The following is a 20,166-nucleotide window of genomic DNA, read 5'->3' as shown; positions in this document are numbered from 1 at the left end:
CACAAATTCAGACAGTTACGGTTAAACTTTTATACCTACTAAATTTAAGGACTGCGCACCCAAGAAACCGTTTATAACAAGTGCATCGATAATAGCGCCTTGAGATATCGTCATATTCCCCATTATTACAGCCTGATAAGCTACGACAAAGGCAAGGGTTCCGGTGGCGATATTACCCGCCACAGCACCAACGGCACCAATACCGGTTGGTATTGTAAGAAATTGATTATTGAGTATACTAAGATGCTGCGCAACGAAGCTATTACTGATAAACACTCCCTTATCTAACTGAAGAACATTTTCTGATATAAAAATGCTCTGATACATATCTTGCGGAAACGGCCTGTTTACGTCGGTGATTATGGCACCTACCCTATTGCCGCGGATAGCGAGTACCCAATTAGTTAAATTAACAAACTGGCCTTGCTGCTGGGAAAGGTTGGTAAGCATTTGCCTCTTCGTATCGTCATTCCATCCCAGCGGAATTGGTTTAAAATCATTGAGGTTTGCATTTTGAAGTACCAGGATTGTAATTACGTTTTTTTCAATTACTCCTTGTACGCCGTTAGCAAATACGAGGCTATAAAATCCGACAAAGCTGCTATTGGTTAAATAAGCTACCGAGCCAGGCTTATTTGCGGTAATGTAAACAAAGGGTATAGATGAGGCTCCCGCTCGTATAAAAGCACAATAATCAATTATTACAATGCCTGCCACCAAAACCACTTGAGGGTCTGTATTTAAATTTGCTGCTTCATTGGTAAACACAGAAAACCCTTCCAGTACTATTTTGTCCGCCAACAACTCGAGTTTTTGCGCCGTCATGGTTATATAAGCGGCAACCCCCGTGATATGAAGTGTGCGGAACCTGGTTTCAATTTTAGACAGGTCGATGTCCTTGTCGATAACATGGTTACCAGGCAAAAAACATAAACTCACGTCGAGCTGTTCAAGCTTTAGCAACGCGGCTAACGCCTCGGCCAATGTTTTGTATTCGCCGTCGGGCCCTATTGCAATGCTGCAGCATTTATCACCACCTTGATTTTTTCTTTCGCAAAGCTGATCAATTGCTTGTGCTACGGTTGTTGGTGCCGGTAAGACCCAGTTACTGCACTGGCTTTGATAAGCAATGTTTTCGGCGATGCTAAATGTGGCATTAAATATTACGGGTAAGTCATCGGCAATAATATTTCCGGCTGTGTCAAGCAGGCTTGCTTTAACCTGTAATTTAAGATCGGGCGTGTTGGCACCCAGTGTCCAGCCACACTCGGCAATACCGTTAGGCCCTGTTGAAACTAAGCCGTTTGCCGGGCTTAAAGTGCCACCACCGGTAAGTATTTCAAACTTAACATTTGCCCCGCTTACTGCCAGTCGGCCATTTGCAACGCCAACCTTTAAAGTATTAGGCAACGCATTGCCTGGCATGGCTTCCTGCCCGTCTCCACCTGCATAGTATAACGAGGTTAGTTCTGTTAACGGAGGGAACAGATGACGACAATCGCTTGGCTGAGCCCAGCTAAGTATACCTCCCGGGGCGGTTAAATTTGCAATGGCTAATTGTGCATAGTGATGCTTTACACCATTTGGCGGCTGGGCGGTGGTAAAAGGCCATTCAACATCTGCAGTTGCTGTGCGGGCGGGTATCAACCAATAATCGCCTGTTTTGTAGCTGCCTTCTACAAAGTTTACTTCAACACCATCTTCCAACTCAAGCCAGGTACTGTTGGCCGTGTTGAGTTTAATATCTCCCAGAGAATCCCAACGGCGTATACGCGGATTTTTTGCCGGATTAATAGTTACAGCAACAGCCCCCGGGTTTTGGGGGTCTTTTATCGTAGCCGGATCAATTGTTAGTACGTTACCGTTTACCGTTAAAAGCTGCACCAATATACCGGGAGTACCCAACAAATCATTATCATCGTTAATAAGCTCTATCCAGTTTCCGGTTTTAAATCCCAAAAGGTCATCTCTGCCAGCGCTGCTTGCTGTGAGATTGTTTTTATTAGCGGCATCCTGCTTTTCCCATTTAACTATTACCGAGCCATTATCTCTCGACCATTTAAATGTACTGTGTGCTCTATTTGCCCCTGCGGTATGGATTTCGACTCTATAGAGTTGATTTTCGAGCCTGGTATATCCTCCACTGGTTACCAGGACGCAGGGATCGTCGGTTGATGTACTTATTTCAGACCTGGCGTTCATCGTACCTGTTGATGGATCGGTTACCGCTGAAGGTAAACCTGCGGCACATGTAGTAGCGCTACTGGCAACAACATATTTTACCTGCCAAACTGTTTTTGTACGTGTAGTAGTATCGGGGCCGCCAAGGGCTACCTCGCGTATACTGGCATCTTCTAACGCTGTAATATGCCTGAGCCAAACATCGAGGTAAAAAATATACGTGCCCACCACTGTTGGCAATGGCGTGGAAGCATAATCGGGTTGTGCAGAAAATAGTATATCATTTTCATTCTCACATAAAATACCATCAACATAAAATCTGCCCTTTGAAATTTGCAGATCTTTGCCTGGTGCTGGCGGGCTCCCGCCCATCATAACAGGTATAATTTCAAAGCCTGCATTGTCTACAGGCGCGCCACTATCGCCAACTATATCTTTTACACCAGTTTCGGTGCGGTGCGTTTCAATGCCAGCCTGCTCATTCCATTCCTGATCGAGCAACACTCGTCCCTGCTGCATAAGCACATCGTGAAAATGCTTTTTTGCATCAAACGTATCTTTTGAAAAATCACCTTTCATAGATCCATTATTTAAAAGAACTTAAAGAATAATATTAATGATAATCAGGTAACGTATATCACGCCTGCTTCCATACTAACCGGAAGATATTCGCTTAGCGCGATCTGAAGATTGGACCGGCGTTGTGGCTGTTGTAGAAAATTAAAAACACCCATCTCAGAGCCATTATCGGCACCGGCTGTTATTTGAACCGGACAATTATTACTCAATTGCCCATAGCCGTAATCTTTGTAATTAACAGATGTAAATGCAGGAACCAACCAACCAGACACCTGTGTTATAATATCATTTTTTTCGGCATCTGATAAGGTGGTGGTTGTTGACTGCTCATCGGTTTCTGTATTTATTTCGAGATCCGGCTGGCAATGATATTTACGGGGTGTCTGTGAATTTTTGATCGGGATATAACAGAACCGCATACAACCTGCTTGCCTTCTTTGCGCCGTTACGGTATCGTTAAAAATGCAACCATCTGCTTCAATAGTTTTGGCTAGTGTTTTTCCGAAGGCGGTTACTCTTACTAGCTGTATAGCTGTATTAGTTGCACTTATCGAAAACCCGGTGCCGATATCGCTGTCAATTATACTATCCTGGGCGGATAATAAAACCGCGTTTGTGTTATTAAGGTTCACATACCCGCATATAGATTTAGTGATGTTAACACTTAACCACTCGTTCGATTCTTCTTCAACAACGCCAGCGATGATCTCGACTCCTTTTTTATAAGGCACTACTGTGCAATGTACCAGATCTAGCTCGCCCAAACATCCTTTTAATACCGACACTTTACCATCTATCAATAGCCCGTTTAAGGTCAGTTCGCCGCAATCGTCGCGCTCTATGTCAGCACCACTTACTACACCCGTAATTTTAATATCGCCGGCAATATGAGGCCTAAGGTCGTCTGCTATAATATCTCCGTCAATCCTTTCCGTTTCGCCCGGTAAACTATCATCTACTATTCGCTGGGGCCAATCGGCTGCAATTATTAACAGATTGCTTTTTTCTTTGATTACAATGTTGAGATCTTCGAAATAACTGCGACTGTCCATTATGGCGATGATTCCTGTTGCGCCTGCGTTTAATCCATTCCATTCATCCAGTGCCTTTTGTATGGTATCAAATATCCCTGTGCCAGTTTCTGTCTTGCTTACGCCGGCCTGCCAGGTTACTGTTGCCTTACTATCAGCAGCTTGCTTCTTTTGAAATATCAGCGGTATAGTGTCCTGACGGCTATATGGCCCTCCACCAACATCGCCACTAAAACCGTAACTATAATTTACAAGGGCTGACGTGATAGACGAGTCTGTAAACATAAAGCGTCCCAGTACCGGATCAACAGCCACTGTGATCTTCTTGTTTATCAAGGTATAAGTGCCGTCACTGTTAAGCCTTGGGTAGGATTGTTTTGACGGTGGCGTACAACATTTAGCCAGATTACATATCAAAATTTCTTCTGGTGGTACAGCGGTATCGGCACCGTTGGCAAATATTTCAAATACCGGATGCCTCGCGGTGGTAGGGTCATCTTCTATCTCTAACTGATTGTTAAAGTAACCATATACCAGCGCGGTGCCATCAACCAGCGCCTGCCGGCGGGCCTCCAACTCATCATATAACGCCCGACGTTGCAATAGACCGGGAACGTTTAACTCGGTGGATATATAAGTAATTTCTGTTTTGGTAACCGGGTTATTAAACAGATTCAGATCGTTACCCAGGGGATTAAAAATAAACAGATTAGTTACTGATGATACCGGCGATGAAGGTGGCGAATCGGGTATGCAAACTGTTCTGTATGCATCAACACGCGCTAGTGGATAATCCTGTATCCTCCATATAAAAAGCCCGATGTTGGGGATGTTAAATTCGCCCCTACCCGAAGCAATATGCCTTACATCGGCCGTGTGGGCGATGGTATCAAAAGCAGTGTTGATGTTAGCAAGCTGTTGCATATTCCTTAAATCGGGTGTTAAAGGATGCTGAAGCCTGATGTGATTTAGATACTGACTTGTTTGCAATAGCTCAAAAAACTCTACTACATGCGCCCGCAACCCGGTTGTATCCTGAGCTAACTGCTCGAGCACAGGCGCAATACCCTTTCGTCGGCGATACCTGAGCGTATTGGCGATGTAGGCTCGCGGACTCACAGGCGAACCGGCTATGGTATGAAAATTCTGAACGCCTAAAAGATCGCCAATGTAAGGCACAACCCATTCTTCGCAAGTTTCAATAAACCAGTTGTCGTACAAACCAGCAATATTGTCTTGCATTACGGATGCCTGTTCTGCAATTATTTCAATCAGCGCCTTTAAAGGATAATTTAGTTCGGCATCCCGGATACGATAAATAGACGGGAGTAACTCGTAAATATTCTCTTTGTTAAACTTCACTACAATATTTGGTTTATGGTTATTTCATTTATTGTAAGCAATTGCGCCGACACAATAGATCCATTTTGCAAGGTTGCCGTATTAGATACAATGCGTTGGCTGCCCGACGCCGAAAATGGATCTGCTCCATCGAGGCTATTTATATCTACATATATAACTCCTTTAACACTTTGTATAACCGTCATCACTTCGGCCAGCGTTACATCCTGCCCAAAAGCCCTCGATTCAAATGAAAACGCTTGCTGAAGAGCTAGTATAACTTGCTCTTTTACTTTATCAAACAGGTAGTCGGCATCGGTTTTTATGCCTGCTACAACAGAAAAAGTAATTGGATTGTAGCTATGTATACTTACCGTAGTGTAATTATGCCCGGAAGCCTGAACAGCAAGCACCAGATTTTTATAGAGATCTGAAAGTTCGTCAACAGGTTGTGTATCTGCGCCTGCAATTGTAATATACACTTCCTGCTCATTGCCATTCCAAATCATTTCTGCAAGTGCTTTACCTATGCCGGCAAACGCCCGGGTAAAGTTCTCAAAGTCCTTTACCGAAACTATCCTATCGAGGGTAAGTACTGTAATTGGCGAATTTTCGCGTGCATCATCCAGCGTTTCCGGATCGGCTGCCCCGGATGTAGCTAAAGGGTTGGCAACTTTATTAACCCCAAGCTGAGGCGTTAACAGCATAGATAACTGACCGGCTTTTAACAGGCCACCTGAGCCAATGCCTACCCGATAAGTGGCAGCTACGTTGCCGGTGCCTGTAGGCAAACGCGCCCCGGTAATACCATCGCCAAATTCTATGGTAACCGTTCCATCATCTGCAACGGAAGTGATAAAAACCTTTTCTTTGGGTTGTATACCATAAAAAGAGGGCACCTCTTTCCACAAAATATCATTTACCCTTACCTGTAAGGTTGATTTTACTCCCGATGCACTTACATCAGACACGTAGGTAAGTGGGCTTTGTTTTAGAGCAAACTTTTGAAACACTTTTGAACTGTCGCCACTGCCCAATGTTTCAGTTTTTGTTTCGCCATGGGTAGATGCTGCAATATTTGCATTGATGCCAACGGTAGCCGGATCAAAAAAATTTACCAGCTTTTCATTAAGAATGATGGTCGTAGGGTCTGCACCCGGAACGATAGATTTAATTATATGGAGTTCGCTTACTGCATCGTCAGTAGCAGACGACGGCAACAGCGTATAGGTATTTGGGCTAACCTCTATAGTTCCAACAAACCCGCCACTATCCTGCAGGGTCCATCTTTCGAGTGCTGGTGAAATGCTTTCTGCCTTTTGCAATATGATCAGCTGATCGTCTATCGAAAGGTTGCGGGTTGCGGTGAGGTTATTTTCCACCTCAAATAAAGGTTTACCGGTGGCTGTAGTGATCTGAAAACGCATGCGTTTACCAGTGAAAATTATATTTTGACCAGCATACAAGCCGGGCATTAAGTTAGTCAACGTAATAGTTTGGTAATCTACAATGGCATCATCAACCGGCATTTCGGTTATTTGCAATTCTTCGCTTTGGGCGTAAACGACGGCATCCCGTACATGTGTATCAAATTGCTCTACCAGATTTTCTCCCAACAGGTTTACTTTTGTTGTCTTTAGGGCAAGCGTGAAGCCTTTACGAGAAGATTCATTTACATCGGCTACGTTATACACTTCCTGGTAAGCGCCCGTTGATATCACTAGCCAGCTATCTTTAACTATTTTGGGATAAAGTGCATCCAGATATATCGCATAGTCTTCTTGCGAAATAGCGCTTATACTATAGCCTGGCCAGTCGTTATAATTGGTTGCGTTAAAATATTGCGCAGGTATAATGGTTCTGCCCACCCCAGGCCACGACCATCCTAACGTAATTACGGCGCTGCCCCCATGCTCGTAATATTCGAGCCGGAAATTGTAGAACTGCCCTCCCTGTAGCGTAATTGTGCCTGAGTTTTCGCCATTTGTTTGATCAACCCAGCTTTGAAACACGGATTGATCATTAACCCATAGCCTGACACCATCGTCGGATGTTGTGTAAAATGTGATCGGAGCAGAAACAGGCGCTAATATTAAGCCAGTCCATCTTACCGAAAAATTATCCGCATTAATAACAGGATTCGGAGAACCCGCCCCCCAATTAAAATTGATATTACCATCAGTCCGGCTAAATACGTAATGATCAAATGCTATACCATTAAAATAGTCACCCGTTAAACCTGGTGGTAAAAATTGGTTCTTGATAGTGCCAGAAAGTGTTTTAAAATCGGGCGCATTGTACCCAAACAAGGACGCCTTTTGTTTAAGCGCATATATTTTAAAGTTCTTGGCAGCGGGATTTACTTTTTTATCATTTATGGTTACGCCCAATCCCCTGTCAAATGTTACCTTGGTTATATTTAAATCTTTGTCGGGGGATAATTCTTTTACTTTTCTAAAATCCCAATTTTCATTCCCAACGTTGTTTGCTCGTTCATCACCAATCATCAATAAACCATCTCCCAGCTGTAAACCAGTTACTATTCCATCCAGATATATCTCATCGTCGCCAAACGCCGGGATAAACCGTTTTCTTGTTTGCAGTTTAATACTATTCCAATCTACATGCGCTTCTATTTGTTCAACAGTTTCAAATGTTTGCGGTAGTTGGCCTTGCTCCGGAACACTTTGAATTTTTGTGCCAACAGGTATCACAGCCGTTAATGGCGCCCCCGGCGCCTCATTCATGCTAAAAGCAAAAAAAGTACTTGCAGCAGCACCTGGTTTAAGCCTGTAACTGATATGTTTGGCTAATTCCAGAACAGATAATCGTTCTGTCGCTGTGCGTAGATAACCTTCATTTATAATCCGTTCCTGGTAAAAGCTTAGGACATCAAGCACCATAGCCCACGAATCGAGGGTGGCAATGGCCATATCATCGTCGCTTCTTGCGGTTAGGCTACTCAGTGCCGGGAACGTTGAAATGGAGGCCAGCATTGACTCTTTAAAGCTGTAATGCCTGCCTACACGGTATTTAAGTGCCGATAAACCCGGAAAATTTGTGGTGTCTTCGGGAGTTAGAACCCCCACTCCCTCGCAGCACCCACAATTACATAAACTATTGCTCTGACTCATAAACCACCCAACATTATAAAGTCAATTTTACCATTCTCCGGAAAATCGGGAGAACTGTCTGCCCGTATTATTTCTAGTTCAGATACATTCAACAAGCCGTCTTGTATTTCGCTATTCGCTTTCTTACCCCAACGGTTAAATTTTTTGATTTCTACAGAAGCAACACCTTCTACAGACATAGCTTTTTGATAGATAGCACTGAGGTATACCGGCTGACCAAACGTAAAATTATCGGGATGAAAGAAGCCCCGGCTCCCATCTGCCAGGTCCTGACTGCTAAAAACACTTATTAGCTTTTGCTTGACGTTGGCCTGGAAATACCCTGGTTTCACACAAACATTCAATATGATGTCTAACGAAATGAATAAAGGCTGTTTTATTTCAAGGTCATAACCAGCCATTCGATATTGCTCCAGATGCTGAATAATTTCTTCTTTAAATGCATCATCTATATCCTCACCGCCTTTTCTGTCGATAATGATATAAACCGTATACCAACTGCCGGTCCAGTAAAACTTAGCAGCAGCTTTCTGTACTTCAGGATGAAGTTGTGTTTTCTCAACATAATCGTCAGCAGTTACGGCTCTTTCCTGCGTACGAAAAGCCTGCGGCGCGTATAGCCTTATCTTCTCCATGCTTTCACCGTCAACACCTCCCGAGGCAGGTAAAGGGTTACGAACGCTTGTGATGCCGCCAATACTCCATTCGATACTATTAATGGTGTCCTGACCCACATTCCCAGCGGAACCGTTGCCGGTACGATAGGTTACATCTGGGCTAAAGCCGCTCACCGGTTTTTTGCCCAAAATATCGTCGCCAAAGCGTAAATATGCAGTGCCGTCCTGCTCTGTCTCTACTACAAATTCTGTTGCAAACCTGTCGCTACCTAGCAGGTCATGTTGCGCGTACCATGTTTCCTGCTCGCTTGATAGGCTTACAGAAGCAAGTGCCAAATGCGGATCTTGTGCGATTGAAACAGATGCCGCGTTTGATTTTTCAAGATCATAATTATAAGTTACCGCATCGGTAATGTTCTTTGCAGGTAACTGTGGGTAATATTTGGCATCGTCGGTATAGCTGGGCGGCACCAGGCTCTTTTTCTTTACCGTCATACCATGATCGGCCAAAACAACATTGCCATGCGCGACACTTTTAGCATGCACGTCAATGACTTGATCCTCATTTTCGATATCACTGCTAATACATAGTGAAAATGGAAGCGCATCCTGCTCATCCCATTCTATTTGCAATACGTCTTTGCCGGTAAGTTTATCGTTTGCCGGTGTTACCGTTTTAAGCCTTACCACGTGACGATGAGTTGTATCAGCATCCGCCTTTAGGCCTGTTTTCGGGCTGTATAATTCTTCAAAGATCAAAACGTCGCCTTTTACAAAAAACAGCGCAGGCTCGTTGAGCAACGTAGCAGTGGTGCTGCCTTTAGGTAAACAGCAATCATTATCTTCCCAGGTGTAAAAAGGTACGGTGTTATGTGCGCTGTGTAAAACAATACTGTGCATAGTTTCAAATACTACTGCATCCTGCTCATTAATAAGTTTATCCCGCTCGTCGGCAGTAATGGCGGTCTTACCTAAAACATCGTTGGTTAGCAACACTGTTCCTTCATCCAGCTTAATATTTTCGGCATTACCGCTTTCTTCAATTTCAACATGAACCCATACCCTTGCATTACATCCATCATGTACCGAATAATCGAGCAGGCGGGCATGGCGTTTCAAAGAAACCCTGCGCCTTGCCGTTTCCATGTAAGCCTCTGTGGCAACGGCATCCTGATAATAGCTTAAATAGTCGCCAACGTAAGCCAGCAGTTCAATTAAAGCTACCTGTAAATCTGCTGCATTTCTTTCTTTCCAATCAGGCAATAGCGTGCTAAGCCTATCCTGCATGAGCCTGATGAAGCTCCCATAGTCTTTTGACAGATAATTTATCTCGGGCGCTTCGGCAACAGGAGGTGCGCACACTGTTTCCGTGGTACAATCAAATTCGTTGGGGCAATTAATTTTGAATGAAAAATCAATTGAGGATAACTGTACATCAAAACCATCGGGAGGCGTGTCGCTATTGGTAGATGAACTGCCAATTTTTAAGGTATAGGTCGAAAAGTCGCCGGCTTTATCAACCATTACCGTAAGCACGTTATTATTTGTGCTTACCGATAATACATTGATATTTTTAATGCGTACACCACCCTCAATAAATACATTGCTTTGTGTTAGCGCAGGGTTGGCCGGTACGCCACCAAGTTGCCCCGGTAGTTTACTCAGAAAGTATATTTTTAAAGTTTGCTGATTAACGGTGGCAACTTCCAGGTAATCTATGCCGTTAATGGTGCCGCTTTCCCTTACTTTCTTAGCCCGGTCGCTGTTTTTACAAAAAATTTGAGTGGTCATTTAAATTGCTTTTTCAAACACAGCTACATTTTTTTCTTGCGATGCACGGATGGTATATATCACCGTAACCTGCAATGAACTATCCGGATTTTGAACGTCAACGTTGTTGACAATTATCAAATCGCCAAGCCATTGTTGTAATGCTCCCTGTACAAGAAACTGCACCGTGGCAGCGAGCTCATCTCTGTTGGGTTCAAATACCAACTGCATTAACCCGCTGCCAAAGTTGGGGCGGTTTACCCGTTCGCCCGGCGATGTAAACAAGATTTGCTCGATCATATCGCGGATATGGCGGTCTTGGTTGGCAACCGCGGTGCGCCCCTTATTATCAAATTGAAAAGGAAACCTTATGTTCATTTTAAGTGCCCGTTACTCTTGTTTGTGTAACAACTATTGTTAATGGTGTACCGTTGGGTACACATATAGCCTGACTATCCAATAACAAAACCGGCATACCTGTAGCCAGTATCCGCGTAGCACCCGTAACCCATTGGGCTGTAACGCAAGGCAAGGGATTTGTGCCGCTTACAAAAGGGCAACCCGCAATAGTATACGGCATAGGCTGCTGTACAATTGGTTGCCCGCTTACCAGCACGCGCGAGTTTGGCGATGTTGGTTGTGCCTGACCACCATGTGCGCATAAAACTGTAGCCCCTAAATGCAACAAAAATCCAGGCATCGTTAACTATATTATGGTTAGCGCTCCATTATTAATATCTACTGATGGCCCGAGCATAGTAATACTCGCGCCTTTGCCATTTTGAATATAAATACCAGTATCATTTACTATGATAGAAGCGCCAGTAAGGCTTTTTAACATAATGCCGCCGGTTGGCCCTGGCAAGTCGCTAATAACAAGCGAGTTTTGCCCCAATGATTGAAACACAATACTTGGAGATACCGGTAACCCCGCCTTTGCCAATGGCGGAACGTCCGAAGGGCTCCCCCACCTGCAACCAACCCAAACAGGATAATTCGGATCGCCGCTCTCAAACTCTACCCAAACACCAGCTCCAATTGGCGGCACCAAATACGCCCCCATAGGCGGCCCGGTTGGTCCGGCAAGGGGGACACAAGCCTCTGCCCAGGTAGACGGGATCAAGTCCATTACATCCGGCACCATTACCATTAGCCGTCCGCGCATCTCGGGATCGATATTGTTAATTACCGTGCCCCTGTACTTTCCATAATATTTGCCTTCGTTCATACTATACTGGTAATGCTGGTGTATTTGAAATTAAACCATCGCGCGACAGCGTAAAATTCTGCTTATACTCGCCTGGTTTTATATTGTGTGTTACGCTATCAACATAATATAATCCATCGTAAGCCAGGCCCGCACCACGTACCCCTATCATCATTCTGGCTTGTAAAATGCGGTTGTAACGTAAAATATCAAATGAGCCATTTCCGGTTATACCGGGTGGATTCAGGTCGCTGTTAATTGCATCTCCTATAACCTTTTGTGCCGCCAGTGCCGGAGAAAACTTGCTGAAACTATCGGCAAACTCTGTTTGTAAAATTGGCTGAGGTCGGGCGCCCAGCGGTGGTTTTAAAACATTAAAGTTGGGTACAGGTATAGGTACGGTTATTTTTTCTGTAATAGGATCAAATATGGTGTAGATCCTTATTTTTTTGGCTAGTCCATTTAACGAGAAGCTCAGTGATTCGACATTTGAATGCGCATCCATATTTATGGATAATGCTGGTTGAACTATTGGTAAATTTACATCAGGCCCAAAATATGCAATACTTTGACCCGGTACCGGCCCCGGTTGAATGTAAAAGATATAACCGCAATTGGCAGCCAGATCTTTGAGGCATTGCCTGTTGGTTTGCCTTACTATGCTGTCCCACCCTTCTGTAGGTGTTCTTATAGGCGAAATCTCCGGCGGAATAACCAGCGGAACAACGCCCAAAAATGCAAATGGAGCAAGCAGTAAATATATCTTAGCTACATCGGGCATTGCCGGGAATGGTGCTATTATCTGAACCAGGTCCATCGCCAGGCTCACATCTTCGCCGGTGACTGTGAGGTTTGATCGTCCCGGTTCATTTGCCGGTGCTAAATCCTGGCTGGTTATAAAACCATCCATCAGTACATTTGGCGTTCCGTTAATGGTTACAACTATAATTACCCTTGTAACGATTGGATCAAAAAAACCACCCGGAAGCATGCTTACCAACAGCGGTGAATTTTTGGCCAAATTAAAGGTAAGCTGAAATCCATTACGATCTTTGCTATTGGTAACCTGAATAGCGCTTAATGAATCTATAACAACCTTTGGCGCAACTACAGGTATAGCAGGCCCAATCATTAAAGAAATGTATACGCCTTTAAGCATTATTATAACCCGGAATACCCGCCGGTAATGTTATTTTAATTTGTGTGCCAAGTGTTTCGGTGAGTTCGCCCGGGTGCAGTACATTATTGGCATCACATATTTGCCAAAATTTTTCAGGGTCACCGAGATATTGACTGGCAATATTATCCAGGCGGTCTCCGTCTTTTACCGTATGTATCTGCAAAAGGGAAAAACTATCTGCCTGCGGCACAAACCGACGGCGCAAATAAACGATAGGTACTTCGTCGGCGCCGGGTATAGAAGTTACTTCTATGTCTTTATACCGGCTGGTAAACGGAAACGAACCCGGGTTTACACCTGCCTGTTGCAAAAGTTTTGAAATGTCTGTCATCAGATTGAATTTATGCCTAAATCGCCAAGGTTCCCCCCTCTGAACATGCCTGCTAACTTTTCTTTATTTTGTTGATAGCTCATAAATAAAGCACCGCCTTTGTGCGCGAAATCCAGATCATCAACACTTAACACCCGCATGTTGAGAGTTACCTTTGCACGTATGGGATTTAAATTGGTGTCAAAAGCTTCTTCTATAATGCTAAACTCAGCAATGCGTACAGGGATAATGCGGTTTTTATTCCAGATAAATAAGGTAAGATCAGTTTCCATAGGCACTATTTCAAGTGAGCCCGATTGCGACATGCTGTTGTTAAAAATCAAGTGATCGCTTGTTGGGTAAACGATTGTCTCCAGCACCGATAACTGTGGCTGAATCCCTACATTAGCTGTAAGCGTATCTCCCATCTCCATTTGATCTGTTGCATCAATTTCTGCTTCGAGCTTTATTGTTTCCACCGGCGGACCGGTAAGTCGTAATGCCTCTGATCTATTACCACCATCTCCGCCAACACCTTTCACCTGTAAACTTCTGGTAAGCGTATCGGGATTATATTGTAGAGTAATAATCCTCTTAATAGCCGACGAGTCGGGGTCTATCAGAACGATACCACCTTTAACAATATGAGGAGAGTTTGGGAATGACTGCATATAATTGACTTACAAAGGTTTAATCACTTATCAATTTTATCTCCGGCAACACTATGGTAGTTAAATATAGCCGCACCAGTGAATTTAATTTTCCGCTCTTTGATGTTCTCATTAAGCCATTCGTCATTTAGCTCCATCTTGTCGAAGTCTTTCCATATACGGTGGTCATTTGCGCAACTATACTTTTTACATACCGAAGGCCTGTGATCATACACGTTGCATGCTTTACTTTCCTGGTTAATGTGGCAGCAATAGCAGCTTTTAGGTTCGTGCCTTATGAAGTACGGCCTTCCTAATTCCCATTTTATTTTTCCCGATTCAATTTCTTCGGCATTTAAAGCAAAATCGAGTTTACAGCAAACCGCCTTACAAATGGGCAATCTTTCGGAGCAATTAACAGGCACAAACTCTCTATCCTCTTCCCCAAAATCTGCCCGCAGAGAAATATCCAGGAAGTTCTCTTCCTCTTTCTCTCTTATTTCCTGCCTTATTTTTAACACGCTTTCCGAAAGTAACTCAGGCACTGCCACTCCTTTTTTTATCAAAATATCTATAACCGCATATAAGAAAGATTCTATCTCATTAATACGGGCAGACTGCTGGCTGAGCGATGTATGCAAAAACAAATTCCCCTGCTCTACCTGTTGTTCAAACGAGCTTGTGAGATTTTCCATGTTGCTTACTTCATTCTCAAGCATAAGTGGCTAAAATTTTTCGGACAATTTAGATCTGATATTCAGTGCCTCAGATCGATATGAGTTATCTGTATCAGCATTCGAAGTTTCCGTCAGAGGGTTGTGGTTATCAAGCTCGTATCCATTCATTAAATCATCAATATCTCCAAACATGCCTGTAAAGTGGGCTTCCAATACTTCAACTCCGCTATTGTTCTCTAAAATGGAGATTGCGTTTAACGCTTTATCCCTTTCTTGCAGGGCAGCCCAAACTAAATATCTCTTTGTATCTATATGATCGAGTATCTCTTTAATCCGCTCTTTATTGGCAGCAATTGTATTCTGTTTTACGATATTACTTAGCTCCTCCTTCCATTCATGATCGCAGTTTAACCCGTACAACAATGGTAGCGTTACCTTATTCTGATCTAAGTCTGAGCTTTCGTCTGTATTCCATATACCATCCATATCGTTAAATAACTGTACAGCTATGCCGAAATGATACCCATATTTTTTACAAGCTTTAATATAATCCTCATTATCAGTACCGATAGAAGCCCCCAAATAGCTAATCGCTCCGTAAACGTACCCCGATTTCATTTCGCTGGTTTTCATTGCTTCCAGCCAATTGCTGTAATTACCTTTTAATTCATTTTCCTGCGCCTTTAAGACATCGAAGTACGACTCAATAAAAAGGTTGTATATCTGTTGAGATTTGTTTGTGATTTGAAACATCTGGCCTATTAGTTTAAAGGCTAATGTTCTGAAAGTATCTACGTAGTTTACCGCTCTGGCTACCCCTACTTTTAGATGCACAGCGTCTGACTTGTCCTGATCTTGTATGTCATCCAAAATACGGGCACTTATTGACGCTGCTGCTATGGCCGAAAAAACATGAGGGACCTCTTCAGGGTTTCCGCCTACTGCTTTACAACAGGTAATCGGAACAAGGAGTTCGGGAATAACATCTCTTTTAAAATAGTTTTGAGCAATAATATGCATCTCACCCCAGTTATTTGGTACGGCCTCATAAAGCTTATTTTTTACCAGGATTAACGAGTTATCAAACCATTCCATAATCAGTTATTTACAAACTTTTCTTTAAGTTGATTTTTAACTTTTTCCCTTTCCTGCACATCTCCATATGCGTCATAAGTACCGCCCGACATTTTTATTAAAAACCCTGCTGCTAAATCGCTCACTTCAAAGTGGTATATTTCGCTATACGAGCGAGCTTCCCCATCAACATAATGCAGGCTTGTTTTATCAGTTAGCAGTTTGGCCAGCCCCTTTTGTATTTCGGGTTGGGCCATCAGGTTAAGCGAGGATTGTGTAGGTGTACCGGCAGGTAAACCCCACCAATCTGTAGTGAGTTCGCGAAGCGCTGTACAATACGCCGATACAACTACTGGAGCGGGAGCTTTCTCCCTAACTGCCGGACTGATCTCGAACACAAAAAAGTTTTCCAAAGGTTCAAGTTCTTTCCAGAAAGGAGAATCTATTTGCTTAACCATTTCCCGTATTTTTCCGCTTTCACTAAGTCCCTCTATCGAATAATGTGCCCTGCTATCGTTTATACATTTTTGCAGTGCCCGGCGCAGATCTGATATATTTTCCATTTCGTAAAGTTAATCGGTTACTGCCGGCGCTGCATCAATACCGCTGCCTGATGTGGCAACTGCAGAATTCCACTTAGTAATAGCATCATCGCGTCCTTTAAGCCTTGCATCGCCTTTAGATAGTAACGTAGGATCTTCTTCTTTATAAAATTTCCGTGAAGAATCATATTCGAACCCCCACCCAATGGCTCCATACGATGCGCCCGTAGCAACATCAATTGCTGATGATGAAAACTGTAAAACGCTTGGATCAATTACACCGACCTTATCGTACATCCACGGATTACTTCCGCCAAAACTGCCCGTATCGGCATTGCCTCGGCTCACTACATTACCGGCGGCATTTTTTTTCATCCCGTACAAAGGTGTTTTATCAACCGACGGGTCTGCACGGTCTACTCTGTACCCGTCTTTTGTAGCTCTCGCTGCCCTATCGGCATCCATGCCGCTGTCTCCGGCTTTGGTAGACCAATTTCCGGTACTGGTTCCCCTGCGAACACTTTGTAAGAACCCGATCTTACTTTTGCCTGTTTTTGCGTTTGGGGTCATGTCAATTCTGATGTAGTATTCTCCAAGTTCGGCGGCAGGTAATTTGGTAAGACCATGTTCAACTTTAAAATCGCCGAAAGTGTTTTTTAAGGTTTTAGTTTTAGTAGTTGTGTCCGGAGAAAAACCGCCACCGCCGGCGCATCTCCTTAAATTTCTGGAATTATCTTGCCTCGTTATCTTTTGGCTACCTGGCTTTTTCAACATCATTTGTTGCTTTTCTTCGATCTTATCTGCAGGATTTTTTTGTGAGAAATTGCTGATATCCCGTCGAAACATCGAGCTGTTATCCTTATAGTTATTTTGGATCATCGATAACCGCTCCTGTGGCTGACTGGAAGTCCGATCGTCAGTTGAGGTTTTGTTAGCTGACGATTTATCATTTAACTTATTAGCTTTCCCTTGCTGTACTACGTGTGTTAGCTCGTGCGCAAGCAGCCACTTCCCCTGGCTTGTTTCGGGCCTGTAGTAGCCCTTATTAAAAACTATATTATTACCAGATGTATAGGCAAACGCATTAACGGAGGCGGCGCTTTCTGCAGCCTTACCATTATCGTGGATTCTTACTTTACTAAAATCGTACCCAAAACGGGGTTCCATAAACGAGCTAGCCTGCTTAGTCAGTGGTTTGCCCGATGATGATCTTAACACATCTCCAACTAATGGAGGGGCAGTAGTTACAGGGCTACTTGCGCTTTCTTTACGTTGAAGTGCAGCACCACCCTGCCCTGCTTTGCCGGATACATTATTATTGTGCGCTGAAATGCCATCGGGCGCCGGCATTGACATACCAACCACATCGCTGGCTACAGAATTGGCCTCATGTTCATACTCATCATCGCCATGATTGACCATTAATTTAGGCTGGATCGGATTACGCGCAGCGTTTGCATGCACATTAATTTTACCAAAACTGTGCATAATATTTTGCTGCGACTCCCGCTCACTCTCGGCTTGAGGTTTTTGAGACAGCGCATCCTCCCCTTTCGTTTTGCGGGAAGGTTGCGAGGTTTGCTGTGATTTTTTCTCTCCGGTTTTAGAACTTACGGTTTTCATTTTGCTAAATTCTTATAAAGAGACCGGGCTATGCTATTGCCTGTGGTTTCACCCTTTTCTCCTTGCTTTGAGTTAAATGCCCCGCCATTTATGTATCGAATATTCTTGCCTGTTGAAAACGAAGACGGAACTCCTTTTTCCGTGAACAACCTTGTGAGCTCGGCTTGCACCGCTGCCTGAATATGCTGGCGCTGGCTGGGCGGAAAACCTTTTAAAACCAACTTTTCGATATGCAGTTCTATGGTTTGATTTATTGCCATCCCTTAATTTCCATGCTTGTTAACGGTTTCTCTAGTTTATCATACTCGGCTTTTGCTGCTTTGGTAATATGCTGCATACTGATCCCACTGTTTTCATGAGCCGCGTAAAAAGCTGCATTCAATGCTACATTTCTGATACTGCCGCCCGGTAAATTCAACAAAGCGAGCTTTTCTGTACTCAGATCTTTTTGAGGTGTATTTTGCGGAAATATTTTCTTCCATATCTCGGCCCGCTGCACAGCATCCGGAAAAGGAAACTGAACTACAAATCTAATGCGGCGCATAAATGCCTTGTCTAAAGCATTTTTCATATTTGTGGTTAAAATGGCCAGCCCACGGTAGCTTTCCATCCTTTGCAATAAATAGCTTACTTCGATATTGCTATAGCGATCATGGCTATCTTTTACCTCACTGCGTTTTCCGAACAAGGCATCTGCTTCATCAAATAACAGTATGGCGCCCCCATCATCAGCCGCATCGAAAATGCGTTTAAGATTCTTTTCTGTTTCGCCGATGTATTTATTCACAACCTTGCTTAAGTCTATCTTATAAAGGTCGAGCTGTAATTCATTAGCTAATACTTCTGATGCCATCGTTTTGCCTGTTCCACTTTCACCGGCAAATAAGGCGCTGATGCCTAAACCCCGCAAACCTTTGTTTTCGAAACCCCAATCTCCATACACCTTACTACGCTGTTTTACTTGCACCGCAATATCACGAAGTATATTTTTTTGAGGGTCGGGCAATACAATATCATCCCAGCTTGCAACCGGTGTTATGCGTTCTACCAACTCGTCCAGGTGTGGGCGGGTATAGTTGCAGCAGGTTTTCCAAAGCTTTTTCTGAATAACATCCTGGTAAGCTTCATTGTGCACCTGATTTTTTAAATCGTTTGAAAATATTTCGGTTGCTGCCTTGTGGATCGCATCGGCGCTGAGGTTAAATTGGGATACCAATTTATTGAGTTGTAAAGCTTCGCTATTACCATTGGCTCCTGACATTTCTTTCCAAAGCGATAACTGCTCTGTTGAAGATGGTTTTTTTATATCGAAGACGACCGTTGGCTGTTTTAAGTTTAATGTCAGCTCATGCGTATTTATGATAACCAGGCCGCGCAATGCCCTGATAAAGCTCTTTAAAGCGTAAGTTCTGTTTTTATCGTTGCTGTCTATATCGCTGCAATCAATAAACAGTGCGTAATCATTCAAAGCGGCTTCTCTATTCCATAAGCATGCCAGTTCAGCAGCCTCAGTAACATTCATCGGAACATCATAAGCAGAAATACCAAAAAGCCCGAGTTTAAGTTTTGTGCTCACATAAGATGCCACCGAGGCTTTATCAGCGTTATCAATTCCGGAAAACTGGATATATGGTAGCTGTGCGCTTTCATTTTTGTCAGTACAAAGTTTAATAATCTCCTCGGCCAGCTGCATTTGGGAAGGTGCCAATAAACCGTCGGTATAAATAGGCTCCGCAATTTCTCTTAATTTGGGGTGCAGGTATTGAACTCCGGTTAAGTAGTACAAGATATGATCATTAATTTTTAAAGAACTTTTGGTAATTAGCGGTGCGTTATTTATCTCTATAAGCTGCCAGTAACGTAAAGGATTTGCTGGCGAAATTGCACTCCAATGTGCATCTTTTAAAACCGCGAGCGCAGTACTGAAAGAAGGTTGTGTTAAGGAACCGTCATTATGGACAGAGGCAAGAACATCTGTAAATCCCGGGTCGAGCTCGAGGGCGGCGCATAACACCAGTATATCCCTTTCAAACGCCGATAAACCTAACCTTTGCACCAATTTCTCTATCGCTGGCGGGCTATCCATTTTTCCGGCTATCTCCTTTAATTTTTTTTCAACTATTGCGCTATCAGGCGGTGTCGCCTTTTTATTTTTTTTAACATGAAATTGATAGAACCATTCCAGTTGCTGCCTTATCATACTAATAAGTTTCATGAGGTAAGCCTGGTTTTCTGAACTCCAATCCATAT

At 43.5% G+C, this 20,166-nt stretch carries 16 protein-coding genes; all 16 read right to left on the bottom strand.

The annotated features are described in order from the left end of the window. Positions 1 to 21: 21 nt before the first annotated feature. The 16 genes from GSY63_RS20265 to GSY63_RS20190 are packed head-to-tail and all read right to left on the bottom strand — an operon-like array spanning position 22 to position 20,164. Positions 22 to 2,760 carry a DUF6519 domain-containing protein gene (locus GSY63_RS20265; RefSeq protein WP_166587682.1) on the bottom strand — a complete coding sequence of 913 codons (2,739 nt, stop codon included), beginning with the start codon at positions 2,758 to 2,760 and terminating at the stop codon, positions 22 to 24. Positions 2,761 to 2,804: 44 nt separating this feature from the next. Continuing rightward, positions 2,805 to 5,153 carry a hypothetical protein gene (locus tag GSY63_RS20260; protein WP_166587681.1) on the bottom strand — a complete coding sequence of 783 codons (2,349 nt, stop codon included), beginning with the start codon at positions 5,151 to 5,153 and terminating at the stop codon, positions 2,805 to 2,807. After that, entirely contained in the window at positions 5,153 to 8,221 is a 3,069-nt protein-coding gene (locus tag GSY63_RS20255) for a putative baseplate assembly protein (RefSeq protein ID WP_208094619.1), read from the bottom strand. Before GSY63_RS20255 ends, GSY63_RS20260 begins: the two co-directional genes overlap by 1 nt. Before the next feature lie 41 nt (positions 8,222 to 8,262). Further along, positions 8,263 to 10,674, bottom strand: a complete 2,412-nt coding sequence (locus GSY63_RS20250; RefSeq protein WP_166587679.1) for a putative baseplate assembly protein — start codon at positions 10,672 to 10,674, stop codon at positions 8,263 to 8,265. Continuing rightward, complete coding sequence (locus GSY63_RS20245; protein WP_166587678.1) at positions 10,675 to 11,031, bottom strand: GPW/gp25 family protein; 357 nt, start codon at positions 11,029 to 11,031, stop codon at positions 10,675 to 10,677. It abuts the gene before it with no gap. Position 11,032: 1 nt separating this feature from the next. Then, a complete protein-coding gene (locus tag GSY63_RS20240) occupies positions 11,033 to 11,353 on the bottom strand; it encodes a hypothetical protein (RefSeq protein ID WP_166587677.1) in 321 nt (106 codons plus the stop codon). Positions 11,354 to 11,359: 6 nt separating this feature from the next. Next, positions 11,360 to 11,881: a phage baseplate assembly protein V gene (locus GSY63_RS20235; protein ID WP_166587676.1), complete on the bottom strand. Its 522-nt coding sequence runs from the start codon at positions 11,879 to 11,881 to the stop codon at positions 11,360 to 11,362. Between the two features lies 1 nt (position 11,882). Next, positions 11,883 to 13,019: a hypothetical protein gene (locus GSY63_RS20230; RefSeq protein ID WP_166587675.1), complete on the bottom strand. Its 1,137-nt coding sequence runs from the start codon at positions 13,017 to 13,019 to the stop codon at positions 11,883 to 11,885. Beyond that, positions 13,012 to 13,371, bottom strand: coding sequence for a LysM peptidoglycan-binding domain-containing protein (locus tag GSY63_RS20225; protein ID WP_166587674.1), 360 nt, complete (start codon positions 13,369 to 13,371; stop codon positions 13,012 to 13,014). Before GSY63_RS20225 ends, GSY63_RS20230 begins: the two co-directional genes overlap by 8 nt. Continuing rightward, entirely contained in the window at positions 13,371 to 14,021 is a 651-nt protein-coding gene (locus tag GSY63_RS20220) for a hypothetical protein (RefSeq protein WP_166587673.1), read from the bottom strand. Before GSY63_RS20220 ends, GSY63_RS20225 begins: the two co-directional genes overlap by 1 nt. 23 nt (positions 14,022 to 14,044) lie before the next feature. Then, positions 14,045 to 14,695, bottom strand: coding sequence for a hypothetical protein (locus GSY63_RS20215; protein ID WP_208094618.1), 651 nt, complete (start codon positions 14,693 to 14,695; stop codon positions 14,045 to 14,047). Positions 14,696 to 14,725: 30 nt separating this feature from the next. Further along, on the bottom strand, positions 14,726 to 15,772 hold the full coding sequence (locus tag GSY63_RS20210; protein WP_166587671.1) for a polyprenyl synthetase family protein: 1,047 nt from the start codon (positions 15,770 to 15,772) through the stop codon (positions 14,726 to 14,728). A 2-nt stretch (positions 15,773 to 15,774) separates the two neighbouring features. After that, positions 15,775 to 16,314 (bottom strand): hypothetical protein, encoded by a 540-nt coding sequence (locus tag GSY63_RS20205; RefSeq protein ID WP_166587670.1) that lies wholly within the window; start codon positions 16,312 to 16,314, stop codon positions 15,775 to 15,777. A gap of 9 nt (positions 16,315 to 16,323) precedes the next feature. Then, complete coding sequence (locus GSY63_RS20200) at positions 16,324 to 17,916, bottom strand: eCIS core domain-containing protein (protein ID WP_208094617.1); 1,593 nt, start codon at positions 17,914 to 17,916, stop codon at positions 16,324 to 16,326. Continuing rightward, positions 17,913 to 18,176, bottom strand: coding sequence for a hypothetical protein (locus GSY63_RS20195; protein ID WP_166587669.1), 264 nt, complete (start codon positions 18,174 to 18,176; stop codon positions 17,913 to 17,915). The genes GSY63_RS20200 and GSY63_RS20195 overlap by 4 nt, the downstream gene beginning before the upstream one ends. Beyond that, positions 18,167 to 20,164 carry an ATP-binding protein gene (locus GSY63_RS20190; RefSeq protein WP_166587668.1) on the bottom strand — a complete coding sequence of 666 codons (1,998 nt, stop codon included), beginning with the start codon at positions 20,162 to 20,164 and terminating at the stop codon, positions 18,167 to 18,169. The genes GSY63_RS20195 and GSY63_RS20190 overlap by 10 nt, the downstream gene beginning before the upstream one ends. Positions 20,165 to 20,166: the final 2 nt, after the last annotated feature.

Source organism: Mucilaginibacter agri (assembly GCF_009928685.1).
GTDB lineage: Bacteria > Bacteroidota > Bacteroidia > Sphingobacteriales > Sphingobacteriaceae > Mucilaginibacter > Mucilaginibacter agri.
The sequence above is the reverse complement of the archived record's forward strand: the minus strand, read 5'-3'. Positions and strand labels throughout refer to the sequence as shown.